This window comes from Tenacibaculum sp. IB213877 (assembly GCF_034043975.1).
In the GTDB taxonomy this organism is placed as follows: Bacteria; Bacteroidota; Bacteroidia; order Flavobacteriales; family Flavobacteriaceae; genus Polaribacter.
In genome coordinates this window covers 205,501-230,014 of the sequence record NZ_JAXCHH010000006.1, presented here as the reverse complement: position 1 = coordinate 230,014, position 24,514 = coordinate 205,501, and the positions used below count along the sequence as shown (strand labels likewise).

Genomic DNA, 24,514 nt, shown 5'->3' with positions numbered 1-24,514 from the left:
GAATTGTTGAGTTTAAATTTTAATGATGTCGGAAGGGGTTTCAATCAAAATAGTTTTATTACCTCTAATAGCAATGGGTTGTTTCATTATTTCTGGATTATGTTGTATCATTTTAATCCAATCGTTTTCTGACAAAATATGAGGTTCAAAAAGTTCGGTATATGATGGATGTTCTTGATTTACCAAATCTTCAATTTTAATATGTAATCTCTCGGCTATTTCTGCAATTTGTGTTCCGGTAAGTTTATTTTTTAAAATGTCAAATTCAAGAATTGGCAAGCCTTCTGCTTTGGCATACGCAAAAGTTTGTTTGGCTCTAGATGAGTTTGAGCTGTATATAAAAGTTATTTGTCTGTCAGGAGAAGCTAGTTCTTTCATATTATTTTACCTTATTGGTTTTTATATAATGTTTTAGTACTTGCTTTAAACTATCAAGATGATTTTGTAAAGTTTTTTCATCAATTTCCGGATGATCTGTGGAAGGAATTGTTTCTGGATTTTCATTCAAAAACTGGTATAACTCTGGGTAATTGATTTCAATATTATACGTGAGTTGCGTAATTTCTTCCATTATTTTTTGAATGCTTTTCATGATGCTTACTTTTTAGATCATTCGTTTACGTTTTTAATGGTTATTTTTCCATTGTCTTGTTGTATCATGTATAAATTGTCTGAAAGTAATTCAGTAGTAATTGTAGGTGGAGTTTTAATAAATTCAGGGAGTAATGAAGTGCTTTTATATCCTGTTAAATGATGCATAATTTTTCCATCAACATTAATAATAACATGTGCATAACTATAAGAAATTACGTTTTTGTTTAAAACATTATTTTGTCCTAAGTTTTCTTTATCTAAATTTAAAACAATTGCCCTTCCTTCATTAAAGTTTGTAGCGTTTAAAAATTGAGGTTCAATAATTGTTCTACCTTGTTTATTTATATAGCCAAAATAATTAATACCTCCTTTTTTTATAGTGTATAGACATCTTCCACTATTAAAAATAGGATATTGTCCGTCTTCATGTTTAGTAGTCACTAAATCTTTTCTATAAGGTACTACTAAAGTACCTTCTTTGTCCACAAAGCCCCAATGATCTCCTTTTTTTATTGCGGCAACACCATTGTTGAAAGGAGAAATAAAATCTAAATTTTCAATTTTTTGACAATAACTGTTTGAAATAAATGAGATAGATAATAATAAAATAAATACACTTTTTTTCATAATTATTAAAGATAAGAATTTTTGCTAAGCTATTGATATAATAAATTTTATAAAATGATTTTTATCATCATTAATAGTAGTAATAGTTATATTAGAATGTTAATTAATTGTATAATTCTAATTAAATAGAATATATTTGAAAAAAAATAGTAAATGAAAAACTTAATAAAACTTTTTACTACCACTTTATTTCTATTTAGTTTAAGTTCTCATTCACAAGAAACATTTCCTATATATCAAGATTATTTATCAGACAATGTATACTTAGTTCATCCAGCTGCAGCAGGGGTAGGAGAGTGTGGAAAAATAAGGTTAACTGCCAGAAACCAGTGGTTAGGAGTAGATAATGCGCCTAAACTACAAACTGCTAGTTTTCATGCTAAAGTGGGAGTTGATAAAAAAGCAGGATATGGTTTCATTTTATTTAATGATAAAAACGGATATCATTCACAAAAAGGAATACAAGGAACATATGCTTTTCATTTAGAATTAGATAGAGGAAATATTTTTAACCAATTGTCTTTTGGGTTGTCATTATCTGCGGTTCAAAATGAAGTAGATCAAACTACCTTCTCATCTTTTGATCCAGAGGTGCAACAGATTATAGAAAGTGATTTTTATTTTAATGCAGATTTCGGAATGGGTTATCATTTGGGAGGTTTGTCTAGCTTTTTAACAATTAAAAATATTTTTTTAACTGCTAAAGACAATTTAAAATCAGAGTATGAAGCTTTAAATTTAAGGAACTATATATTAGGAGCAGCATATTTTTTTGGAGATGAAAATAAGTTCCAATTTGAGCCATCTTTAATGTTTCAATATAAAGATCAAACAGGGGAAAAAATAGCAGATATCAATTTTAAAGCATATAAAAAATTAGGCAAATCTCAATTATGGGCAGCTTTATCTTATAGATCTACTTTTGATGGAAATTCGTTTGAAGAGGCACAATATATTTCTCCAATATTAGGAGTTAATTATAAAAGATTTATGTTTTCTTATACATACACTAAGCAAATGAATGATGTGGTTTTTTCTGAAGATGGATTTCATCAAATTTCTATTGGACTAAATGTGTTGTGTAGAAAGAGAAGATTATCAGCGTGTCCAAATATTAATGGATCGCTATTTTAGAAATCTCTTTTTTTGATGATGCTATTAGGATAGTTTAATAAAATTTTTTCCAATATAACTTCATCTTTGTTTATATAAAAGATAGTAGTTGATTTTTTACTTTCTTTGTTTAATAGATTTAAATTAGAGAGTATGTTTTTAGTTTGTTTGGCTACAGCTTCTCCAGAATCAATTATTTGAATATCTTCTCCTATTATTTTTCTTATTTGTGGAATCAAATATGGGTAGTGAGTACAGCCTAAAACTAAATGATCTATTTTTTGCTCTAGCATAGGGGATAAGTATTTTTTTAATAAAACACTCATTTCTGAAGATTCAATTTTGTTGTTTTCTATTAATTCTACCAAGCCTTCACCTACTTGTTCTATAATTTTAATGTGTTTGTCAATTTTTGATGAGGTATGTTCAAATAGTTCACTATTTAAAGTTCCTTTAGTGGCTAAAATTCCAATTTTATTTGTTTTGGTTTTTATGGCAGCAGGTTTAATTGCAGGTTCAATACCTATAAAAGGAATTTGATAATTGTTTCTTAAATATTGTATAGCATTTGTAGTTGCTGTATTGCAAGCAACTACAATAATTTTTGCACCTTCTTTAATTAACAATTCAGTATTTTTAATAGATAAGTCTATAATTTCTTCTTTAGATTTTAAACCGTAAGGTGCGTTTTTACTATCAGATAAGTAAACTGTATCCTCATTGGGCAAAAGAGCATGAATTTCTTTCCAAATAGAAGTACCTCCTATACCAGAATCAAAAATACCAATTGAATTATTTGAAGATGCATTTATCATATATACAAAAATAAAAAACCTGCTTTTTAAAAAGCAGGTTTTTTGATTTATATTATGGTTTTAATTAGAATCCTAATTTAGCTTTCACAGCAGGATAAATATCTTCTCCTTTGTCGTAAACGATTAATCCTTTACCTGGAGCAGCATCTAATACATAAATAATGCCTTTTTCAGCAGCAACCGCTTTAATAGCGTCTTCAGCTTTCTTTAAAATAGGCATAGTCTTTTCTTGATACTTTTTACCCATTTCTTGATTCATAGCTTGTTCTGCTTGAGCAATTTTTTGACGATCTTGTTGTACTTCTATTGCTCTTTGTTGATTAGTTTCTTGAGTTTGACTTTTCCCTTCTGCTTCGTATTTTTTTACTTTAGCTTCTAATTTTTTAAACATACCCTCAATATCATCTCTGTATGTTTTTTGTAACCTTTCTAACTCAGCTTTTAACGCTTTAGTTTCAGGCATTTCTGCTAACAATTTATCAGTGTTAATATGTGCAGTTTTTTGTGCATTTGCCACACCACCTAATCCAATCGTAAAAATTGCAACTAATAATAACGTTTTTAAATGTTTCATGTTTGTTCTAATTTAAATTTATGTGTTCTTTTTTCGGTTTATTAATTTGTTTTTTGTTTTTCGTCTTCTTGTTTCTTTTGCTCTTCTTCTTTAGCTTTTTTCAAAGCTTCTCTTTTTTGTTGTAACAATTTTCTTTTTTCTTCTCTAGCTTTTAATATAGCTTGACGTTTTTCTTCTATTTTTTGATATTTAGCTTCTCTTTCTGCTTCTCTCTTTTTCTTTAAAGCATCTTTATCTTCAATTCTTTTCTTTTGCTCTTCAGATAATCCTTCTTGGTCTAAAAGCTTTTTTCTTTCTGCTATTTTATCAAGTTTTGCTTGTTTTCTTTGATCTATGTTAATCATTTTAACAACAAGCTCGCTAATATCGTGTTTTTTGTTGGAATATAACATGACTAAATCACTTGATTTATCAAAAACAAAATCATATTTTCCTCTAGCGGCTATAGTTTGAACTGCATTGTAAACTTGATCTTGAATTGGTTGTACAAGTTGTTTTCTTAAAATGTACATATCTCCGTCCGGACCAAAATATAAAGATTCAAGCCTTCTTAATGCTTCTTGTTTAATAGCTATATCTTCTTCTCGCTCTTCAATTAAATCTTTAGTTAAAATAGCTTTTTCATTAGCTAAATCTGTTTTTAAAACTTCTATGGATCTAGCTTCTTTATCTAGATTTACTTTCCATTTAGCTACCTTTTCATTTAATGAATTTTGGGCTTCAATGTACTCGGGAATATTTTGTAAAATATATTCCATATCTATATAACCTATCTTTTGAGATTTTTGTGCAGATAAAGCAGTAACAATAAATAAAAGAACGATTGTAAAAATGTTTTTTTTCATCTTGTACATAATGTGTTTAGAAAAAACCGTGCCAAAAACTACACACACTTATGTTGTATTTTTTTTAGAACTGTCTTCCGATTATAAAATGTGTTTGCCATCCTGATTTTGTAGGATTTAATGAGGTGTCACCCGGTAATGGGTCGAAACCATGTGCAAAATCGATACCTAATAAACCAAAAGCTGGCATAAATATACGAATTCCTACTCCTGCAGAACGTTTTAAATCAAACGGATTAAATGAGCTAAAATTGTCATAAGAATTACCTGCTTCTAAAAATCCTACGGTATAGATTGATGCCGAAGGTTTATCTGTAATTGAATAACGTAATTCTAATTGAAATTTATTATAAATTGACCCTCCATCTATTGAAGATAAACGGTTGTTTTCATATCCACGTAAACCAATGGTTTCACGGCCATCTAAATTACCTTGAGCTAAACCATCTCCACCCACAAAATATCTTTCCACAGGAGTTAAGCCTAATTCTTTATTATAAGAGCCTAAATATCCTAATTCAAAGTTAGACATTAATACAAGTTTGTTTGCTAATTGGGTATACCATTTACCTTTTGCAGAAATTTTATAGTATTCTAACCACTTGTATTTTTCTGCTAGCCATTGATTGTCTTCATCAGAGCCTGAAATATAACCAGGGTCGCTATAATCTTTTCCATTTAGTAATGAATATGGCAATGTAGCTTTTGCTCTAATAGTGAACTCTGAACCATAAGTAGGAAAGATTAGGCTAGGTCCTGCAGAGTTTCTGCTTAAAGTAACATTGTAAGCTAGGTTGTTTAAATCTCCTGTTTTTAAAATATCACCTGATGTTCCAACACTATATCGATAATTATTCAAATCAATTTGCTGGAAACTGATACTTTGCGATAATGAGAAATAATCATCCGGCCATTTTAAACGTTGTCCTAAACCTATAGATGCACCTATTATACTTAAACTTTGGCCTCTGTCAACTTTATTGGTAGTGTAATCATATCTGTATTGATTGGATAAGTATACTGAAAAAGATAAGGATTTAGGTGTTTTACCACCTAGCCAAGGTTCTGTAAAAGAAAAACTATATGTATTATATGTTCTACTTGCTTGTAAACGTAAAGAAAGACTTTGTCCGTCACCCATAGGTAATGGTTTGTATGCTTCTTTGTTAAAGATGTTTCTTACAGAAAAGTTGTTAAAAGATAGTCCTAATGTACCAATAAAGGCTCCTCCACCATAACCACCTTGTAATTCAATTTGGCTTCCTCCTTTTTCTACAACACTAAACTCAATATCGGCAGTTTTGTTTTGATAATCAGGTTTTACATCTGGAGTTACGTTGGCATCAAAAAAGCCTAATTGACCAATTTCACGAATAGAACGAATGATGTTTTGACGACTAAATAAATCTCCTGGTTTAACACGTAATTCTCTGTAAATTACATGATCATTTGTTTTATCATTACCAACGACAGTTACTTTTTTAATAGTTGCTGGTTCGTCTTCTCTAATTCTTACTTCAACTGTAATAGAATCATTTTCTACTTTAGTTTCTACTGCGTTTACAGATGAAAATAAATATCCGTTATTATGATACAGTGTTTGAATATCTTGAGAGTCTGGAGTTCCATCACCAGAAATACGTTCTTTTAAAACTTTTCCATTGTAAATATCTCCTTTGTCAATTCTTAAATAGCGGTTTAATTGGTCATCATTATATTTTTGATTTCCTACAAAAACGATATCAGCAAAGCGGTATTGTTTACCTTCTTCTAATTCAATTTCTAAACTGATAGTATTATCATCATTCCAAGTTAATTTATCGCTTAATATACGAGCATCACGATAACCTAATTCACTGTAACGTTCTAAAATATTTTCTAGATCCTCCTTGTATTCATCAGCAATATATTTTGAAGATTTCCAAAAACGACCTAAAAATTTACGCTTCGTGTTTTTCATTACCCCTCTTAATTGACCATCAGACAAAGCATCATTACCTACAAAATTAATGTCTTTAATTTTAATTCTATTTCCTTTATCGATATGAACCATCATATCAACAGTATTGGTGTCTGAAGTATCCTTTTTAGTGTTTAACGAAACTTTAGTTTTAAGAAAACCTTTATCGGTATATTTCTTTTTAATGTAGTTTCGGGTGGTTACTATTAAGTTATCAGTTACTTGAGCGCCTTTTTCTAACTCCGTTTCTTTTTTTAACTCTTTAGCTTTAGATTTTTTAACACCAGAAATATTAATTTTGTTTAATTGTGGTAGTTCAGTAACATCAAACTGAAGATAAACTGTATTTCCATCAATTTTAGAAAGGTATACATCTACATCACTAAATTGTTTGCTTTCATAAAGTTTTTTAATAGCACTAGTTAGTTTATCTCCAGGAAGTTTTATAGGCTGCCCGTTAATTAACCCAGTATAAACACGAACAGTTTGTTCGCTAAATTTTTGTAAACCGGTAACACTAATGCCTCCCAGAATATATTCTTTTCCCTTTTCGTAATTTAAAGCCTCAGTACTTTTAGGTTGTGGTATACTGTCTTTTGGTGTTTCCTGAGCTTTTGTACTCATGGTCAAAGCCATGATAAATAATGCTGCTAAAAATGAATTTTTATTCATTACTGTCAATCTGTTCACTTGTCTTTCCAAATCTACGTTCTCTATTCTGGTAATCAATTATTGCATTAAAAAGATGTTCTTTTCTAAAATCTGGCCATAATACGTCTGTAAAATATAATTCAGCGTAAGCCATTTGCCATAGTAAGAAATTGCTTATTCGTTGTTCCCCACTTGTGCGAATCATCAAATCAACGTCGGGCAAATTAAACGTATATAAATGATTATTTATAATTTTTTCGTCAATTTTTTCAATTTCTAATTCTTTATTAACAACTTTTTTAGATATGTTTTTGATTGCATTAACAATTTCTTCACGTGCTCCATAGCTTAGTGCAAAGGTTAATGTAATTTTAGTATTGTTCTTCGTTTTTTCAATAACCTCTTTAAGGGTTTTTTGGGCTTTTTTAGGAAGTTGATCAATAGCACCAATAGAGTTTACCTTGACGCTTTTTCTCATAAACTCAGGCAGTTCTTTTTTAAGAGTGGTTACTAATAAGCTCATCAAAGCATCTACTTCAAATTTAGGTCTGTTCCAATTCTCGGTGGAGAATGCATATAAAGTTAAATAACCTACACCTAGTTCTGAAGCGTAATCTGCTGTTTCTCTTATAGCTGTTAATGCATTTTTGTGCCCAAAAACACGCTGCATTCCTTTTTGTTTTGCCCAACGTCCGTTACCATCCATAATAATTGCAATATGGTTGGGTATTTTTTTAAGGTTGATGCTTTGTGGTTTAGAGCTCATAAATTATTCTCTATCGGCATAACAAGGAGGTCTTCCAAAGGTGTATACCAAAGAAAATCCGGTAAAAACATAATAGTCACTACCTGTTCCCCCAAAGTTTAGTCTATCAATTTTATTTGTTGTGTAATCTAATGTGTCTTCAAAAGTAAAACGAACTGCAGATTCAAAAGCATAAGCAAGGTTATCTGCTAATCTTCCTTTAATGCCTATTCCAACAGGAATAGCGTATGAAAAGTTATTTTTAAATACAATATTGTTGTTTCCGTTAATGAAATCAGCTTTTTTTGAGTCAAAAACAGCTATTTCTGTTAAAATATAAGGTGTAAAAGAAGTGTTTCTTTCTCTTATGTTATATTCAAAGAAATTGAATTCAACTCCTGCGGCCAACTCATAAATTTTATTGGTAAAGTTGTAGCCTCTAATTTTTCGATACGGATTATTAGAGTGAGTATCATCACCAGAAATAGGCAAATAAGATATTGTACCTCTTAAAGCAATTCTAGGGTTTAAATTGTATTTGTACACAAATCCTCCACCTATTTTATTAGGGTTGATGTAGCTTGTGTTACCTATATCTCCCATAAAATTTGTGCCTCCCAAAAAAAAACCAATTTCATGGATTTGAGAGAACAAATTACTTGTGAAACAAGCGACTAATATGGCGAAAATGTATTTTTTCATTTGATGAAATAGCGTGCAAATATAGGGAAATGAATTTGCTTTAAAAAGTTAATAATCTGTCTTTTTTGATTAACTGTTTTTTTGCCAATTTATTGTTTTTGCTGTTTACTGCATAGGTTCATTGCGTGTGTCTTCTCCCCAAAGTAATTTTCCTCGCAAGGTCTTTAAATAGGATTGATTTTTAGGTAAAATACTTTTGATAGTAAATGGAGCCTTTTTAATATAGATAATTGTTTCTTCTGGCACTGTAGTAATTCGTGAGTCTAGAGAAATTAAAAAATCTTTTTCACGAGCACTTACTTCTAACTGAATTTTAATATCATCCGGAATGACCATTGGACGTGCATTAAGGTTATGTGGAGCAATAGGGGTTATTGCTAAACTTTTACAATTGGGCAAAATTACGGGTCCGTCACAGCTTAAAGAATAACCTGTAGATCCAGTTGGGGTTGCCACAATTAATCCGTCAGCCCAATAATTGGTTAGATATTCATTATTTAAATAGGTTTTAATACCAATCATTGAGGTGGTATTGCGTCTTGCAACCGTAACTTCGTTAAGAGCAAAGTTTAGTTCTGAAAAATCATCTGCAGAAGGATTGGTCTCTACCTGTAACAAACTTCTTTCCTGAATAGTGTATTCTTTTTTTAATAAAAGCTCTATAGCCTCTTTTATTTGATCTTTTTGTATGGTAGCTAAAAAACCCAACCTACCGGCATTTATCCCCATAATAGGAATATTCAAGTCTCTAACATAGGTTACGGCACGTAATATAGTTCCATCACCACCAATCGTAAACATTAGATCAAAAGAATCTGATAAATCTTTAAAATGAGAATACGTTTGATATGAGTGTTGTAGTGAGTTGTTTGCAACTAAAAGATCATAAAACTGTTTTTCAAAATGTACAGAAATATGATGTTCTTCTAAAACGTGTAGTAAAATTTGAATTTCTTTTTCGGCAGTAACAGTGTAAGATTGTCCGTATATAGCTACTTTTTTCAATTCTAAATATTTTTTAATTGAGATGCATGTAAAAACTACATGTCTAAATATTTTTTTAAATAATTTGCGCGTTCTTTTAGCTCTTCTAAATATTCATCATCTTCTCTTTGAGATATAATTTGATAATCATATCTTCTAAATGTTTGGATGATTTCATTTATTTCTTCAGAAGCTATTTTTAAAGTGATTTGAACGTCATCTGCAGTTTCATGAGACACATATAAGCCTAACAATTTAGCTTTATTGCTTTCAACAATTTGCGAAACTTGGCTCATAGAAAAATCTGCCTTAGGTTTAGAAACAATTAAGGTTTCATTATCATGGTGCATAAATGGGCTATCGGTAAACAAAGTTAAAATATCGCGTAATTCATAATACCCAATATAATTTAGTTCTTTGTCTAGAACCGGAATTAAATTACAATCATTTTCAGCAAAAAGAGCTATAAGTTCTAATAATGAGGTTTTGTCACTTGCATGAAAATAGCTGAGTAAATAAGAATATTCTTTTAACTCTCTATTTTTGTTTTCAATGGTTTGAATATCATCTTCAGCAAAACAACCAATTAACTTATTATCCTCAACAATTGGTATATGAGTAATAGGTAAATTTTTGCACAAGTTTTGCGCTTTTTTTATCGTGCTGTTTAGCGTTAATGCTTTTATTTCTTTAAGTATATAATCGTTAATATTCATTATTACGAATATAGTTTAAAAACTTTTAATGATTTACCTTTGTCCTTTTAAAGAAAAGTAATGACAAAGTTAAGTGTAAATATTAATAAAATTGCTACGTTACGTAATTCTAGAGGAGGAAATGTGCCAAATTTATTACAAGTAGCTAAAGATATTCAAGAATTCGGGGCTGAAGGAATTACTATTCACCCCAGACCCGATGAGCGTCATATTCGTTATCAAGATGCATATGATTTAAAACCGATAGTAACTACCGAGTATAACATTGAAGGAAATCCGATTCAAAAGTTTATGGATTTGGTGTTAGATATAAAGCCTACCCAAGTTACATTGGTACCAGATGCTGTAGATGCCATTACTTCCAATGCAGGTTGGGATACGATTAGCAATCAATCGTATTTACAAGAGGTGATTGCTGAGTTTAAAAATACAGGAATAAGAACTTCAATTTTTATCGATACTGATTTAAAACTGATTGAAGCTGCTGCAAAAACAGGAGCAGATAGAATAGAATTGTATACTGAGCATTTTGCCAAAGAATACGAAAAAGGGAATAAAGATGCTGTAAAACCATATACAGAAGCAGCGATTTTAGCACACGATTTAGGATTAGGAATTAATGCAGGACACGATTTAAGTTTAGATAATATTAAATTCTTTAAGGAGAATATCCCAAATTTAGCAGAAGTTTCTATTGGGCATGCGTTGATTTCTGAAAGTATTTATCTGGGGTTAGAAAATGTGGTAAATATGTACTTACATAGACTTCAATAAGTATGGAAATTTTACACTCAAAAATTATTGGAGAAGGAAAACCCTTGTTAATTCTACACGGATTTTTTGGTATGGGTGATAACTGGAAAAGTCATGCTAATAAATTTGCGGAAGATGGTTTTGAGGTGCATTTAATAGATCAACGAAATCACGGACGTAGTTTTCATTCTGATGAATTTAATTACGAATTACTAGTTGAAGATTTGTATAACTACATAGAACATCATCAATTAGAAAAAGTAAATTTATTAGGACATTCAATGGGAGGGAAGACGGTGATGTTGTTTGCAGTAGAACACCCAGAGTTTGTTGAAAAATTAATTGTTGCAGATATTGCGCCAAAAGAATATCCACCGCATCATCAAGATATAATCAAAGCTTTAAACTCAGTAGATTTTTCTGTGCAAAACTCCCGTAAATTGGTAGATGCTAAATTGGCTGAATTAATTTCTGAGGTAGGAGTTCGTCAGTTTTTGTTGAAAAATACTTACTGGAAAGATAAAGATCAATTAGCATTCCGATTCAATTTATCTTCATTAACCAAAAATTATCCTGAAGTTGTAAAAGCCTTACCATCTTTTACTGTTTTTGAGGGGAAAACTTTGTTTCTTGCTGGTGAAAATTCAGGATATATAACTAAAGAAGATGAACCGCTTATTAGTGCTCATTTTCCAAATGCACAAATAAAAACAATAGCCAATGCTGGGCATTGGCTACATGCTGAAAATCCAAAGGATTTTTACAAAGATGTGATTGGGTTTTTAGAGTAGATTTTGCCATTTATTTTTATTATGTATTACTGCCGAAATAATTTTCTTTCGAAGCTTAGTATCATAAATTAAGTTGAAATAAAATCTAGTTGAGAGTTAAGTGAATAATTTTAGTACATGTAAAAAGGTTTTTTGATTGTTTTATCCTTTGCAATAAGAAAGTAAATAACAGATGTCTATCTTTATAGCATTAACAAACTAAAACAAAACAATATGAAATTATTTTTAAAACTCTTATTGACAGCGTTAGCAGTCATTATTTTAGCCAATTTTTTGCCTGGAGTAACAGTTAGTGGATATGTTACAGCATTAATTGTAGCAGTTACCATTGCGTTGCTAAACTTATTTGTGCGTCCGTTGTTAGTGCTATTTACTTTACCAGTAACACTTTTAACCTTTGGATTATTTCTGTTTGTTATTAACGCTATTATTATTTTGGTAGCCGATAAATTGATAGACGGATTTGCAGTCAATGGTTTTTTTACCGCACTATTGTTTAGTGTATTACTATCTGTTTTTAGGTCGCTATTATTCAGTTTTTTAGATGATGAATAATATGGAGGTTTTGAAAAAGAACTATTTTAAAAACATAAAAAACTAAAGTTTAATTCTCATTACCAAATCGCTTGGTTATCAAGAAATAAAATAGTAATTTTGCACCCAATTTTTTAAGAAATAGATTTTATCAAAATGAATATTACAAAAGAAAATGTAGATGCGTTAAACGCAGTTGTAAAAGTTGATATAGTTGCTGAAGATTATAAAGACAAAGTAACAGAAGTGTTAAACGATTACCGTAAAAAAGCAAATGTTCCTGGTTTTAGAAAAGGAAACGTACCAATGGGTATGGTAAGAAAGCAGTACGGTAAAGCGGTTATGATTGATGAGGTAAATAAGCTTTTACAAGAAAGTTTAAACAAGTTTTTGGTAGAAGAAAAGTTAGATATTTTAGGAAACCCGTTACCAAAGGTGCAAGATGATTTTAACTGGGATGCAGATAAATTTTCTTTTGAGTTCGAATTAGGTTTAGCTCCTGAATTTGATGTAGATATCAAAGGAAAAAACAAAATTACTGAGTATAAAATTGTTGCTACAGATGAACTACTTGATCAAGAGGTAGAAAATATTCAAACTCGTTACGGTAAAATGAATGCAGAAGATGAAGTTACTGCAGAATCTAACGTAACTGGTACTTTTACTTCAGACGAAAAAGAGATCAATAAAAAATCTACTTTCCAAGTAAAAGACTTAAAAGGTAAAACAAACGAAAAGAAATTTATCGGAGCTAAAGTAGGTGATGTTATCGAATTAAAAACTAAAAAGTTATTCGAAGACGATCATAAATTACAACACGTTTTAGGTGTTTCTCATGATGAAGCACACGATTTAGATATCAAAGTAACCTTTACTGTTGAAGAAATCACTAAAACTGAATTAGCAGAATTAGACCAAGAATTATTCGATAAGTTATTTGCTGACGGAAGCGTAAAAACAGTAACTGATTTAAAAGATAAAATTAAAGAAGACGCTGAAAAGCAATTCCAACAACAAGCAGATCAACAATTATTAAATGCGGTAACAGAGCATTTAGTTGAAAATACTAAGTTTGATTTACCAGCAGAATTTTTACAAAAGTGGTTACAAACTGCAGGAGAAAAAGAATTAACTGTAGATGAGGCTAAAGAAGAGTATAGCAAATCAGAAAAAGGATTACGTTATCAATTAATCGAAGGAAAGATTATGAAAGATAACGACATCAAATTAGATTATGCTGAGTTATTAGACTACGCTAAAGGATTCATCAAAGCTCAAATGGCACAGTTTGGTAACATGAACCCAGAAGAAGAGGAGTTAAACAACATTGCAGGTAGAGTATTATCTAACCAAGAAGAAGCGCAACGCTTGCAATCGCAGTTAATTTCTCAAAAATTATTAAACTTCTACAAAGAAAACATGAAGTTTACAACTAAAGAAGTTAGCTACGAAGACTTCATCAAAGAAGTTTACAAATAAGAACTGAAATAGTTTAATATAAAAATAACCGATACGAAAGTGTCGGTTTTTTCATTTTATGAAAAAGATTGTAATTTTTTGGGCGTTACCCTTCGGGTCGGGTTTTTCGCGTTACACGGTAACTTGCTTCAACCCCTAACGCTTGTACTGAGCGAAGTCGAAGTGTGCTAAAATACTAGTTAATATTATTTCTTACTCGTAAATCACATCAAATTTATATACCGGATTTTGATCTTCATATTCAAAAATCTTAGAATATTCCATCACATTGGCAATATCTTCTAATTCACATAAATAGCCAACTACAGCACATAAAGCATTAAATATGCTATCTTTATTAGTTGGGTTTTGCGGTTTCGGATTGTAATGACACAACGGAACCGTAAATCCGCATGCTTCTAAAAACGTCTTTTCAATATGTAATAATTCTAACGGAGAATATCCATTAAACGTTCTTCCCAAATTTTGATGCACTCTACCCACGTAACTCAATTGCAACGAACCATGACCATTGGTTAAATGTTTCCAGCTATCGTGGTTATCTAAAATATTTCCCACAGCACATGCCGAACAACATTCCGGGTTCAATTCATCATTATGAAAAGCATTGTATAATTTAATCAAAGCCTGCTCTAAACGTTTTGGTGTTTTCATATCGTCAAAAAATTATCTCTTTAAATATACAAAATAATGGTTGTACCTTTGCGGCAAAATAAGTTAAATGACAACTTTTCAAGATTTAGATTTATCCAATCCGTTACGAAACTCAATTGAAGATTTAGGGTTTGTAAACCCAACACCAATTCAAGAACAGGCATTTCCTGTTATACGATCTGGTAAAGATATGGTTGGTATTGCGCAAACAGGTACAGGTAAAACATTTGCTTATATTTTACCAATATTGCGCGATTTAAAATTTTCAAAACAACAAACCCCACGAGTAATGATTTTAGTGCCTACTCGAGAGTTAGTAACTCAGGTTGTTGATGAAATTGAAAAGTTGGCTAAATACATTAATCTTCGTGTTATTGGTGTTTACGGAGGGGTAAATTTAAACCGTCATAAAGAAGCTGTGGCACAAGGAAGTGATATTATTGTAGCTACACCTGGTCGTTTGTATGATTTGGCTTTGAGTAATGTTTTAAAGTTAAAATCAATTCAGAAGTTGGTAATTGATGAGGTAGATGTAATGTTAGATCTTGGATTCCGTTTTCAATTACTTAATATTTTCGATTTGTTGCCTCAACGACGTCAAAACATAATGTTTTCAGCAACCATGACAGAAGATGTAGAAGCGTTGATTGATGATTTCTTTATTGCGCCTAAAAAGATTGCGATTGCAGTTAGTGGAACTCCGTTAGATAATATTGAACAAACATGTTATGATGTTCCAAACTTCTACACCAAAGTCAATTTGTTAAATTATTTATTGTTTGATAAAAATGAGTTCAGTAAAGTATTGATTTTTGCTCCAAATAAACGTAATGCAGATAGACTTTTTGAAGCTGTAAAAGAAGAATTTCCGTCTCAAGCATGTGTAATTCATTCTAATAAAACGCAAAACTATCGTATGCGTTCAATTGAGCAGTTTAATAACGGTGAAAAAAGGATTTTGATTGCTACCGATGTAATTGCGCGTGGTTTAGATTTAGAAGAAATTACGCATGTAATTAATTTTAACACACCTCATTACCCAGAAAACTATATGCACCGAATTGGTAGAACAGGTCGTGCAGAGCATGAAGGGAAATCAATATTGTTTTCTACTCAAAAAGAGCAAGAAGCAAAAGAAAGAATTGAAGAGTTAATGGATTATACAATTCCAAAACTTGAAATTCCTGAACCTGTTGAGATATCAAAACAGCTTACAGAAGAAGAGCGTCCGAAAGAAGAAAGAGAGCAATCTAACAACAGAACCTCACAAGAGTTTATTCCGGGAGAAGCTTTTCATGAGAAAAAAGATAAAAATAAAAAAGTAAACTTAGGCGGATCCTATAGAAGAGAAATAGCTAAAAAATATAAAAAACCTAAGACCAGAGGAGATAAAAACTATAACAAAAGAAATAAAAAAAGAAAATAATGCGTGCACTTACCGAGCAAGAGTTGCATAATCTAGCTATGAATATTGTAGGGAAAAAACTACAAGAAATGGGCTATGAATTTGTAGCTATTAATAGCGAGTTAAAAAAGCATCCGCAATTTGTGTTGTTTAAAAAAGGCGAGCCTACCATTTTTGTATTGGTAAAAGCAACCAATAACTTACAACATCCTAATGAATATGATACGTTTTGGATGGAAACCTTTAAAACACACGCTGAAAAACAAAATGCTAAAGTTTGGTATGCTGGTGTGGGAATAGCTAATGCAGAAAGTGTAGAATTACCTGTTATAAAAGACCAACCATACTACGTTTCGTTTGATGATTTTTTAAAAATTTAACAACTTTAATTGTAATTTATACAATTTTTATCGCATTTCATACTTAAATCGCAACTATTTATAATGAATAAGTGTTTTTCCTCTTGATTACTAGTGCCTTAATTATTATTTTTGCGTTGGGATTATTAAAATTTTTATATCATGGGGGAATTATTACTAATGAAGATTAGTAGCTTTTTTAGTGGTTTATTTGTAGCGTTGAAAGAATTCGGTAAAGGAGCTGGATACGCGCTTAAACACTAAAATTTACTAAGGAAAACACTCGCTTATGGGGATTAGCGAGTGTTTTTTTATGTGTTAAATTTAAAATTTAATGAGCCTCTAACCAATTCACTCCAATACCTACTTCAACATCTAGCGGAACTGCAAGCTTAAAAGCATTTTCCATTTCTTGTTTTATAATAGGTTTGATGATTTCTAATTCCTCTTTATGAGCATCAAAAACTAATTCGTCATGTACTTGCAATAACATTTTCGATTTAAAATTCTCTTGTTTAAATCTTTTCTGAATATTAATCATGGCAAGTTTTATAATATCGGCAGCACTACCTTGTATGGGTGCATTAACTGCGTTTCTTTCGGCAGCACCTCTAACAATAGCATTTCTTGAATTGATATCTTTTAAATAACGTTTTCTGCCTAAAATAGTTTCAACATATCCATGCTCTCTGGCAAAATCAATTTTTTCAGAAATAAAACCTCTTAGTTTAGGGTAGGTTTTATAATAGGTATCAATCAGCTCTTTTGCTTCTGTTCTATTCAACGAAGTTTGATTGCTTAATCCAAAGGCTGAAACCCCATAAATGATTCCGAAGTTAACCGTTTTAGCATTGCTACGTTGCTCACGAGTAACTTCTTCAATAGGAACATTAAAAACTTTAGCAGCGGTAGAAGCATGAATGTCTTTTCCTTCTTGAAAATCTTTGATCATGGTTTCTTCTTCACTCAACGCTGCAATAATACGTAACTCAATTTGACTGTAATCTGCAGCCAATAGCAAGTAGTCTTTACTTCTTGGAATAAACGCTTTTCTAACTTCTTGACCGCGTTTGGTACGAATTGGAATATTTTGAAGGTTCGGGTTGTTAGAACTTAAACGCCCTGTAGCGGCAACAGCTTGCGCATACACAGTATGAACTCTTCCTGTTTTAGGATTGATTTCATTTGGTAACGCATCAACATAGGTGCTTTGCAGTTTTTTATATTGGCGATATTCTAAAATATCAGCTACAATTTGATGATCGTTAGCTAAATAAGAAAGAACATCTTCAGCAGTTGAATACTGACCTGTTTTTGTTTTTTTTGGCTTATCTACCAATTTTAATTTTTCAAAAAGTATAGGGCCTAATTGTTTTGGTGAAGCAATATTAAATTCTTCTCCGGCTTGCTCGTAAATTCTTTTTTCTAAAGAAAGAATATCTTGTGTTAGATCTTTGGATAAAGACTTTAAAAATTCTGTATCAAGATTAATTCCTTCAATTTCCATAGAGGTTAAAACAGAAACTAATGGAAGTTCAACGTTATTAAAAAGGTTGGTTAAATTCCCGTTTTCTAATTCTTTTTCAAAATGCTCTTTAAGTTGAAGAGTAATATCTGAGTCCTCAACTGCATATTCAGTTTGTTTAAAAACATCAACCGTACGCATAGAAAGTTGATTTTTTCCTTTTTTACCAATTAATTCGGTAATAGAAACAGGTTGATAGTTCAAATACGTTTCTGCCAACACATCCATATTATGACGCATATCGGGATTGATTAAATAATGCGCAATCATAGTGTCAAACAACTTGCCTTTTACAGGCATGTTGTAATTGGATAGCACTTTAATATCGTATTTGATATTGTGACCAATCTTTTCAATAGTGTCGTTTTCAAAAAAAGGTCTGAATTCTTCTAAAATAACTTGAGTTTCTTCTTGATCTTCCGGAAAGTGAACATAGTAGCCTTTACCAACTTCCCAAGAAAAAGCAATACCTATCAGTTCAACTTCTAGAGCTTTTAATCCGGTAGTTTCTGTGTCAAAACAAACAGAAGATTGTTGTAATAACTTATCTAATAATAATTTTCTTGATAGCGGAGTATTCACTAATTGATAAAAATGATTGGTAGAGTCAATGATTTTAAATCCGTTAGCACTAACTTCAGAGATGCTTCCGCTTCCGGGAATTGAGAATAAATCAAATTGAGATGATGAAGAGGTTTTAGTCTTTTTTACTGTTGCGGGTTCAGCCTCGGTTTCTTGTGAAATTGTGTATGTCTTTAACAAATTTTCTAATAAACGACGAAACTCAAGTTCGGTAAAGATCTCTTTGGTTTTTTCAATATCGGGTTGTTCAAAAACAAGTTTATCTTCTTCTAGTTCTACCGGAACATCTAACATAATAGTTGCTAGCTTTTTTGAGAGTAAACCTATTTCGGCATTGTTTTCTATCTTTTCTTTCATTTTCCCTTTTAGCTCATGCGTATTGGCAAGAAGTTCTTCCATGCTTCCATATTGCGCAAGAAATTTTTTGGCAGTTTTTTCTCCCACTCCTGGTAACCCCGGAATGTTATCAACACTATCACCCATCATTCCTAAAAAGTCAATTACTTGTTCAGGTCTTTCAACTTCAAATTTTTCTTGTACTTCTTTTACACCCCATTTTTCATATCCGTTACCCATTCTTGGGGGACGATACATAAAAATGTTATCAGATACCAATTGAGCAAAGTCTTTATCAGGAGTTACCATATAGGTTTCTAAACCTACTTTTTCGGCTTTTTTAGCTAAAGTTCCAATAATATCATCGGCTTCATACCCTTCTTTGTATATAGCAGGAATGTTCATGGCCTCTAATATCTTTTCAATATACGGAACCGCAATTTTAATGGCTTCGGGAGTTTCTAACCGATTCGATTTGTATTCTGGAAACATTTCATTTCTATCTGCACTTCCTCCTTTGTCAAAACAAACAGCTAAATAATCTGGTTTTTCACGCTTAATTACATCTAATAAAGAATTTGTAAATCCCATAATAGCTGAGGTATCCATTCCTTTAGAGTTGATTCTTGGGTTTTTTATAAAAGCGTAATATCCTCTAAATATTAGTGCATATGCATCTAGTAGAAAAAGTCGTTTTTTATCTGCCATTCTTTTTGATTAAGTAGTTTAAGGAGCATTTATGTGTTTAGCAAATGGGTTTAATTGTCATTGCAGACTCCGCAGTAAAGCTACAAAACTTTAACAAGAAGTTAAAAATCAATTTTGGAATTAACCGTATCTTTGTATGTTAAATAAAATCAATTGTTTATATGCCAAGGTGGGTAATTTCATTTATTATTTTTACAGTTATTGCTATACTGTTAGAAATGTATGCTTTTCAAGCTATTAGAACCTTAATTAGAAATAGATGGATTAGATGGGGCTGGTTGTTTTTTGGGATAGCAGCATACATTAATTTTTTTATAACTATTTATGGTTATGATCGTGGAGATGGACAAACTAAAGAATTTCAATGGGCTATAGGACTGTTGTTATTAGCATTGGTACCTAAGTTGTTTATGTTACTTTTTATGTTTGGTGAAGATGTTTTTAGAGGAGGAGAAAAATTACTCTCTTATTTATCACCCAATGAAACAAAAGCTATTGCGGGTAGAAGAAAATTTATATCACAATTGGCTTTAGGAATTGCAGCATTACCGTTTGCAAGTTTATTATACGGAATGGTAAAAGGAAAGTACAACTACAAAGTACTTAAATACCAATTGCCTTTTAAAGATTTACCAGATGCTTTTGACGGCTTTACCATTACTCAAATTACAGATATTCATTCTGGGAGTTTTGATAATGCCAGCAAGATTCAGTATGGAGTTGATCTGATAAATGAGCAGAATTCTGATATGATTTTATTTACAGGAGATATTGTAAATAATTTTGCACATGAAATGGATAATTGGATTGATGTTTTTAGTCAATTAAAAGCGCCAAAAGGGAAGTTTTCAATATTAGGGAATCATGACTATGGTGATTATTCTGATTGGAAATCCGAAGAACATAAAAAAGAAAACTTTGAAGCCATTAAAAACATCCATCCGAAAATTGGGTTTGATTTATTGTTAAATGAAAACCGAATTATTGAAAAAGATGGTGAAAGGATAGCGTTAGTAGGTGTTGAAAACTGGGGTAAAGGATTTAGAAAAGAAGGTGATTTAATAAAAGCATCTGACGGAATTACAAAAGAAGATTTTAAAATTTTAATGACCCATGACCCAAGTCACTGGGAAAATGAGGTAAAAACTCATGAGATGAATTACCATCTTACTTTAAGCGGTCATACTCACGGACTACAATTTGGTATTGAAATCCCAGGATTTTTTAGGTGGAGTCCGTCACAATACGTATACAAACAATGGGCAGGTTTATATGAGGAATTTGGGAGATTTATTAATGTAAATAGAGGTTTTGGTTACCATGCATTTCCTGGTAGAGTAGGGATTTGGCCTGAGATTACCGTAATTGAGCTAAAAAAAGCCTGATTTTCAATATTTTTAAGCATAGCATTGTATTAAAAAATAAAAAAATGTTATTTTTAGGCGCTTTACGGATAAAAATATAAGTAAAAATGACAAAGTTTGGCGAAATTATTAGTATTGACAAACCTGTACTGATTGATTTTTTTACGGAGTGGGATGATGTGGATAACAATTTAGATACACTAAGAGATGTTGCGGCTGCTTTAGGTGATAAAGCCAAAGTGATTAAAATTGATATAAAAAAGAACGAAATACTAGCCGAAGCATTAAGGGTTAAAGGAAATCCGACGTTTATGATTTATAAGAACGGAGAAATGAAGTGGAGGCAAACAGGTATGCAAGATGCAAATACATTAATAGGACTAGTACAGCAATACGTTTGAAATTAATAAAGAAAAAATAAAAAATGCGGTTGATTTTTATCAACCGCATTTTTTATTTTTATGGTTTGATGCTGTCTAACACCGGAGTGTTTTCTACTTCTTCATCAGGCATTAAATGTCTAAATAATTTTACATTTTCTATAAACCCATCTTGAAGTTTATTAATATAATCTTTATCGTCATCATATTTATCAACTTGATTAATTACATTTCTGTACATATACAAGTTTGTGTCTAAATTATCAATAATCAGATCAATATCTGCATCACTATAGGTGCTGTAATGAACTAATTTTTGATGGAAAATATCAATTAAAATTTCTGCAGTTTTACGTGCTTTGTCCTTGTCGCCAATTCTGTAGTACAATTCAGGGTAACCTAAAGAGATGCTATAATGATCAAAATCTCTAATTGGCATTTTATATAGTGATAAATCTAAGGCATCTTTAGCTTTAACCGAGTCTCCTTGTTTTAAGAATTCTTCAGACAAGCGCATTAAGTTGTTACGCATAGAAATGGCATTACGTTTGGTTTGTTCGTCTAAGTAAATTTCACTGTTATTAATGGTTTTCCATTCCCATTTCTGAACATTCTCCCACATTTTTTCTGGATCAATGCGACCCATATCAAACATTGATTTATCCCGAATAGGTGTTTTGATAGGAACTAGTTTGAAAGCCATACCATCTAACTGTAAATAATCTTTCATCCAAATGTATTCTTCGTTAGAGTTAGATCCGCCTGTAAAATATATTGGACGCTTCCAATCAAAATTATTCAAGATGTCTAACATCATAATGCGATTTTTGGTCAGTCCTTGCTCATCAATAGTAATGTCGATATAATCTACCATTTTATCAGCATCTTTTAGAGCAACAATACCATATTTTAGTGCGTTTTCCTTGTTAACTGGTACTCTAATTCTATTCGTAGGATATACCTTTTCTCTTTGATTGTTTTCAGTTTCAAAATATGTTGCATCATTATCACTTGCAATCCAACGCATAAAATCATTTAACGCAATAACAGAATCTTTTAATTGTGGATGTGGCATATGATAAGCAACATCTAACGTTCCGTATTTATATTGAGAATGTTGAAGCTTAGACGGAATAGGATCTGCTTCATAGGTTTTTTTCTTCATTTGATCGATATACCAATCGGTAGCAAATAAGCTGGTATTTACAATTTTTATATCGGTACGTACCCCTTCCATTTGTTGCATATACCAGAGAGGGAAAGTATCATTATCTCCAATAGTAAATAGTATAGCATTTGGATCACAACTTTCTAAATACGTTTGCGCGTTCAATTGAGCGGTGTATCTATCACCTCTATCGTGGTCGTCCCAGTTTTGAAAGCCCATTAATACAGGTACAGCTAATAAAGAAACTATAGAAATAGCCGAGGCAATTATTTTTTTATCGGCATACGACTTTAAAGAATCATATAAAGCTAAAACTCCAAAACCAATCCATATAGCAAATACGTAGAATGACCCTACTACAGCATAATCACGTTCACGAGGCTCAAATGGTTTAGGATTGGTGTAAAAAATAATAGCAAACCCTGTAAAAACAAAGAATAAGGCTAATGTGTAAAAATTCTTTTTATCTTCTTTTACATGATATAGCAATCCGATGATACCTAAAATTAAGGGCAAAAAGAAATAAGTGTTTCTTCCTTTATTATTTTTAACATCATCTGGTAATTGATCTTGAGAGCCTAAACGCATCTCATCAATAACCTTGATACCACTCAGCCAGTTACCGTTTTCAATATCTAAATGACCTTGAATATCATTTTGTCTTCCCACAAAATTCCACATAAAATAACGACCGTACATATATCCAAACTGGTAGTCAATCATAAATTTTATATTTTCGATAAAGGTTGGCTTTCTTGTGCTTCTTTTAGAAATGCCAGCAATTTGCTTGTAATATTGTTCTGCTCCAGGGTCAACCATTCTTGGAATAAAGCCTTTGTGTTTATCAGAATAGTTTGGTAAAGCATCTTTGTAATTATTTACAATTTCATATTTACCATTTACTTTCTCATATTTAGGCTTATCATCTTTATAGGGGTTTTCTGCATCCTGCTCTCGCTTATAAGCAAAAGAATAATATTTATCATAAAAAACATTTGCATCACCATATTGCTCACGATTGTAATACGCTAGTAACTCACGTGCACTTGAAGGATTGTTTTCGTTTATAATTGTGTCTGCATTTGCACGAATTGGTAGCATCATCCATGATGAAAAACCAATCATTAAAAACAATAAAGAGAGTACTAATGTGTTGGCGGTAAATAATTGTTTTTCTCGTGTATATTTTAGACCAAAATAAAACAGAGCTAATAATACTATGCCTGCTATAATGGTCCCAGAGTTATAAGGTAGGCCAATGGTGTTTATGAAAAATAATTCCGAAATACTGAAAAATTTTAAAGTAAATGGAAATAAAAACTTAAACACAAACGCTAATACTAATATTGAAATAACAGTAGCAATAGCAGTAGTTTTTAAGTTAATGTTTTTATACGTTTTGAAAAAGTATAGCATTACTATTGAAGGAATTACCAATAATGATAATATGTGTACTCCAAAAGAAAGTCCTATAACCAAGCTGATTAAAATTAACCATTTGTTACCTCTGGGCTGATTTATTTCACTTTCCCATTTTAATCCTAACCAAAATAAAATTGCCATTAAAAAAGAAGACATTGCGTATACTTCTCCTTCAACAGCACTAAACCAAAAACTGTCTGAAAAAGTGTATGCTAATGAACCTACTAAACCACTACCTAACACAGCTATTTTTTCTCCGGTGCTAAACTTGTCATTACGAGTAGCTATTTTTTTAGCTAAATTGGTAATGGTCCAAAACATAAACAAGATGGTAAATGCACTTGCCAAAGCAGACATAAAATTAACCATCATTGCCCATTTACTAGGATCGCTAGTAAACATTGCAAAAAAGGCACCTAACATTTGAAACAAAGGAGCTCCTGGTGGATGACCTACTTCTAACTTTACAGCTGTAGATATGTATTCTCCACAATCCCAAGAGCTAACTGTAGGTTCTATAGTTAGTGCATATGTAATTAATGCAATACCAAATGAAACCCATCCTAAAATAACGTTCCATTTTTTAAAGCTAAAATCCTTCATAGTTATGTTTAAATATTGTTGCGAATGTACTAAATTATTAAAGTAAAAAATAACAGAAACCTAAAACGGAATAAATAGCTACTTTTTTCTAAGTAAGCAAAAATACTTTTTTGAAGATTTTCGCC

At 31.3% G+C, this 24,514-nt stretch carries 23 protein-coding genes; 9 read left to right on the top strand and 14 right to left on the bottom strand.

Annotated elements, in window-relative coordinates; all coding sequences use genetic code 11:
- Positions 1-12: 12 nt before the first annotated feature.
- From SLH33_RS08700 to SLH33_RS08690, 3 genes are read right to left on the bottom strand one after another with little or no spacing between them, the layout of a single operon-like run.
- Positions 13-378 carry a hypothetical protein gene (locus SLH33_RS08700; RefSeq protein WP_320418696.1) on the bottom strand — a complete coding sequence of 122 codons (366 nt, stop codon included), beginning with the start codon at positions 376-378 and terminating at the stop codon, positions 13-15.
- A gap of 1 nt (position 379) precedes the next feature.
- Positions 380-592, bottom strand: a complete 213-nt coding sequence (locus tag SLH33_RS08695) for a hypothetical protein (protein ID WP_320418695.1) — start codon at positions 590-592, stop codon at positions 380-382.
- 17 nt (positions 593-609) lie between these two features.
- Complete coding sequence (locus SLH33_RS08690; protein ID WP_320418694.1) at positions 610-1,221, bottom strand: WG repeat-containing protein; 612 nt, start codon at positions 1,219-1,221, stop codon at positions 610-612.
- 153 nt (positions 1,222-1,374) lie between these two features.
- Here SLH33_RS08690 and SLH33_RS08685 point away from each other — a divergent pair, with 153 nt between their 5' ends.
- Positions 1,375-2,355 (top strand): type IX secretion system membrane protein PorP/SprF, encoded by a 981-nt coding sequence (locus SLH33_RS08685; protein WP_320418693.1) that lies wholly within the window; start codon positions 1,375-1,377, stop codon positions 2,353-2,355.
- On the opposite strand, the gene murI is transcribed toward SLH33_RS08685, so the two are convergent.
- From murI to SLH33_RS08645, 8 genes are all read right to left on the bottom strand, one after another.
- Positions 2,352-3,149 (bottom strand): glutamate racemase, encoded by a 798-nt coding sequence (gene murI / locus SLH33_RS08680; protein WP_320418692.1) that lies wholly within the window; start codon positions 3,147-3,149, stop codon positions 2,352-2,354. The genes SLH33_RS08685 and murI overlap by 4 nt on opposite strands.
- 64 nt (positions 3,150-3,213) lie before the next feature.
- The gene (locus SLH33_RS08675) at positions 3,214-3,723 is read right to left on the bottom strand and encodes an OmpH family outer membrane protein (RefSeq protein WP_320418691.1); all 510 of its coding nucleotides are present in this window, start codon (positions 3,721-3,723) and stop codon (positions 3,214-3,216) included.
- A gap of 41 nt (positions 3,724-3,764) precedes the next feature.
- Positions 3,765-4,568: an OmpH family outer membrane protein gene (locus tag SLH33_RS08670; RefSeq protein WP_320418690.1), complete on the bottom strand. Its 804-nt coding sequence runs from the start codon at positions 4,566-4,568 to the stop codon at positions 3,765-3,767.
- 64 nt (positions 4,569-4,632) lie between these two features.
- The gene (gene bamA / locus SLH33_RS08665) at positions 4,633-7,200 is read right to left on the bottom strand and encodes an outer membrane protein assembly factor BamA (RefSeq protein ID WP_320418689.1); all 2,568 of its coding nucleotides are present in this window, start codon (positions 7,198-7,200) and stop codon (positions 4,633-4,635) included.
- On the bottom strand, positions 7,193-7,945 hold the full coding sequence (locus SLH33_RS08660) for an isoprenyl transferase (protein WP_320418688.1): 753 nt from the start codon (positions 7,943-7,945) through the stop codon (positions 7,193-7,195). Before SLH33_RS08660 ends, bamA begins: the two co-directional genes overlap by 8 nt.
- A gap of 3 nt (positions 7,946-7,948) precedes the next feature.
- The gene (locus tag SLH33_RS08655) at positions 7,949-8,626 is read right to left on the bottom strand and encodes a DUF6089 family protein (RefSeq protein WP_320418687.1); all 678 of its coding nucleotides are present in this window, start codon (positions 8,624-8,626) and stop codon (positions 7,949-7,951) included.
- Between the two features lie 105 nt (positions 8,627-8,731).
- A complete protein-coding gene (locus SLH33_RS08650; protein WP_320418686.1) occupies positions 8,732-9,631 on the bottom strand; it encodes an NAD kinase in 900 nt (299 codons plus the stop codon).
- Between the two features lie 35 nt (positions 9,632-9,666).
- Entirely contained in the window at positions 9,667-10,326 is a 660-nt protein-coding gene (locus tag SLH33_RS08645) for a CBS domain-containing protein (RefSeq protein WP_413818261.1), read from the bottom strand.
- A 60-nt stretch (positions 10,327-10,386) separates the two neighbouring features.
- On the opposite strand from SLH33_RS08645, the gene SLH33_RS08640 reads away from it, so the two are divergent.
- The 4 genes from SLH33_RS08640 to tig all read left to right on the top strand — a co-directional run bounded on the left by SLH33_RS08640 (position 10,387) and on the right by tig (position 13,883).
- On the top strand, positions 10,387-11,100 hold the full coding sequence (locus SLH33_RS08640; protein WP_320418684.1) for a pyridoxine 5'-phosphate synthase: 714 nt from the start codon (positions 10,387-10,389) through the stop codon (positions 11,098-11,100).
- A gap of 2 nt (positions 11,101-11,102) precedes the next feature.
- Positions 11,103-11,870: an alpha/beta fold hydrolase gene (locus SLH33_RS08635; RefSeq protein ID WP_320418683.1), complete on the top strand. Its 768-nt coding sequence runs from the start codon at positions 11,103-11,105 to the stop codon at positions 11,868-11,870.
- Between the two features lie 213 nt (positions 11,871-12,083).
- Positions 12,084-12,425 (top strand): phage holin family protein, encoded by a 342-nt coding sequence (locus SLH33_RS08630; protein WP_320418682.1) that lies wholly within the window; start codon positions 12,084-12,086, stop codon positions 12,423-12,425.
- Positions 12,426-12,560: 135 nt separating this feature from the next.
- Positions 12,561-13,883: a trigger factor gene (gene tig, locus SLH33_RS08625; RefSeq protein ID WP_320418681.1), complete on the top strand. Its 1,323-nt coding sequence runs from the start codon at positions 12,561-12,563 to the stop codon at positions 13,881-13,883.
- A gap of 192 nt (positions 13,884-14,075) precedes the next feature.
- Here the strand turns inward: tig and SLH33_RS08620 are convergent, their stop codons facing one another.
- Positions 14,076-14,537 (bottom strand): Na(+)-translocating NADH-quinone reductase subunit F, encoded by a 462-nt coding sequence (locus SLH33_RS08620; protein ID WP_320418680.1) that lies wholly within the window; start codon positions 14,535-14,537, stop codon positions 14,076-14,078.
- A 67-nt stretch (positions 14,538-14,604) separates the two neighbouring features.
- Here SLH33_RS08620 and SLH33_RS08615 point away from each other — a divergent pair, with 67 nt between their 5' ends.
- On the top strand, positions 14,605-15,963 hold the full coding sequence (locus tag SLH33_RS08615; protein ID WP_320418679.1) for a DEAD/DEAH box helicase: 1,359 nt from the start codon (positions 14,605-14,607) through the stop codon (positions 15,961-15,963).
- Positions 15,963-16,322, top strand: a complete 360-nt coding sequence (locus tag SLH33_RS08610) for a Na(+)-translocating NADH-quinone reductase subunit F (protein ID WP_320418678.1) — start codon at positions 15,963-15,965, stop codon at positions 16,320-16,322. The genes SLH33_RS08615 and SLH33_RS08610 overlap by 1 nt, the downstream gene beginning before the upstream one ends.
- 310 nt (positions 16,323-16,632) lie before the next feature.
- Here the strand turns inward: SLH33_RS08610 and polA are convergent, their stop codons facing one another.
- Positions 16,633-19,452 (bottom strand): DNA polymerase I, encoded by a 2,820-nt coding sequence (gene polA, locus SLH33_RS08605; protein WP_320418677.1) that lies wholly within the window; start codon positions 19,450-19,452, stop codon positions 16,633-16,635.
- A 161-nt stretch (positions 19,453-19,613) separates the two neighbouring features.
- Between polA and SLH33_RS08600 the strand changes: the two genes are divergently transcribed.
- Together SLH33_RS08600 and SLH33_RS08595 are read left to right on the top strand one after the other, a co-directional pair.
- Positions 19,614-20,837 (top strand): metallophosphoesterase, encoded by a 1,224-nt coding sequence (locus tag SLH33_RS08600; RefSeq protein ID WP_320418676.1) that lies wholly within the window; start codon positions 19,614-19,616, stop codon positions 20,835-20,837.
- An 86-nt stretch (positions 20,838-20,923) separates the two neighbouring features.
- Positions 20,924-21,217 carry a thioredoxin family protein gene (locus tag SLH33_RS08595; protein WP_320418675.1) on the top strand — a complete coding sequence of 98 codons (294 nt, stop codon included), beginning with the start codon at positions 20,924-20,926 and terminating at the stop codon, positions 21,215-21,217.
- Positions 21,218-21,275: 58 nt separating this feature from the next.
- On the opposite strand, the gene SLH33_RS08590 is transcribed toward SLH33_RS08595, so the two are convergent.
- A complete protein-coding gene (locus tag SLH33_RS08590; protein WP_320418674.1) occupies positions 21,276-24,389 on the bottom strand; it encodes a DUF2723 domain-containing protein in 3,114 nt (1,037 codons plus the stop codon).
- Between the last annotated feature and the right edge of the window lie 125 nt (positions 24,390-24,514).

Excerpts from the sequence above, each read along its gene's own strand:
- SLH33_RS08670 (WP_320418690.1), bottom strand. The coding sequence starts at position 4,568 with ATGAAAAAAAACATTTTTACAATCGTTCTTTTATTTATTGTTACTGCT.
- SLH33_RS08690 (WP_320418694.1), bottom strand. The coding sequence starts at position 1,221 with ATGAAAAAAAGTGTATTTATTTTATTATTATCTATCTCATTTATTTCA.
- SLH33_RS08685 (WP_320418693.1), top strand. The coding sequence starts at position 1,375 with ATGAAAAACTTAATAAAACTTTTTACTACCACTTTATTTCTATTTAGT.
- SLH33_RS08695 (WP_320418695.1), bottom strand. The coding sequence starts at position 592 with ATGAAAAGCATTCAAAAAATAATGGAAGAAATTACGCAACTCACGTAT.
- SLH33_RS08645 (WP_413818261.1), bottom strand. The coding sequence starts at position 10,326 with ATGAATATTAACGATTATATACTTAAAGAAATAAAAGCATTAACGCTA.
- SLH33_RS08640 (WP_320418684.1), top strand. The coding sequence starts at position 10,387 with ATGACAAAGTTAAGTGTAAATATTAATAAAATTGCTACGTTACGTAAT.
- SLH33_RS08600 (WP_320418676.1), top strand. The coding sequence starts at position 19,614 with ATGCCAAGGTGGGTAATTTCATTTATTATTTTTACAGTTATTGCTATA.
- SLH33_RS08660 (WP_320418688.1), bottom strand. The coding sequence starts at position 7,945 with ATGAGCTCTAAACCACAAAGCATCAACCTTAAAAAAATACCCAACCAT.
- SLH33_RS08595 (WP_320418675.1), top strand. The coding sequence starts at position 20,924 with ATGACAAAGTTTGGCGAAATTATTAGTATTGACAAACCTGTACTGATT.
- SLH33_RS08635 (WP_320418683.1), top strand. The coding sequence starts at position 11,103 with ATGGAAATTTTACACTCAAAAATTATTGGAGAAGGAAAACCCTTGTTA.
- SLH33_RS08610 (WP_320418678.1), top strand. The coding sequence starts at position 15,963 with ATGCGTGCACTTACCGAGCAAGAGTTGCATAATCTAGCTATGAATATT.
- polA (WP_320418677.1), bottom strand. The coding sequence starts at position 19,452 with ATGGCAGATAAAAAACGACTTTTTCTACTAGATGCATATGCACTAATA.
- SLH33_RS08700 (WP_320418696.1), bottom strand. The coding sequence starts at position 378 with ATGAAAGAACTAGCTTCTCCTGACAGACAAATAACTTTTATATACAGC.
- SLH33_RS08675 (WP_320418691.1), bottom strand. The coding sequence starts at position 3,723 with ATGAAACATTTAAAAACGTTATTATTAGTTGCAATTTTTACGATTGGA.
- SLH33_RS08590 (WP_320418674.1), bottom strand. The coding sequence starts at position 24,389 with ATGAAGGATTTTAGCTTTAAAAAATGGAACGTTATTTTAGGATGGGTT.
- SLH33_RS08630 (WP_320418682.1), top strand. The coding sequence starts at position 12,084 with ATGAAATTATTTTTAAAACTCTTATTGACAGCGTTAGCAGTCATTATT.
- tig (WP_320418681.1), top strand. The coding sequence starts at position 12,561 with ATGAATATTACAAAAGAAAATGTAGATGCGTTAAACGCAGTTGTAAAA.
- SLH33_RS08615 (WP_320418679.1), top strand. The coding sequence starts at position 14,605 with ATGACAACTTTTCAAGATTTAGATTTATCCAATCCGTTACGAAACTCA.
- SLH33_RS08620 (WP_320418680.1), bottom strand. The coding sequence starts at position 14,537 with ATGAAAACACCAAAACGTTTAGAGCAGGCTTTGATTAAATTATACAAT.
- murI (WP_320418692.1), bottom strand. The coding sequence starts at position 3,149 with ATGATAAATGCATCTTCAAATAATTCAATTGGTATTTTTGATTCTGGT.
- SLH33_RS08655 (WP_320418687.1), bottom strand. The coding sequence starts at position 8,626 with ATGAAAAAATACATTTTCGCCATATTAGTCGCTTGTTTCACAAGTAAT.
- bamA (WP_320418689.1), bottom strand. The coding sequence starts at position 7,200 with ATGAATAAAAATTCATTTTTAGCAGCATTATTTATCATGGCTTTGACC.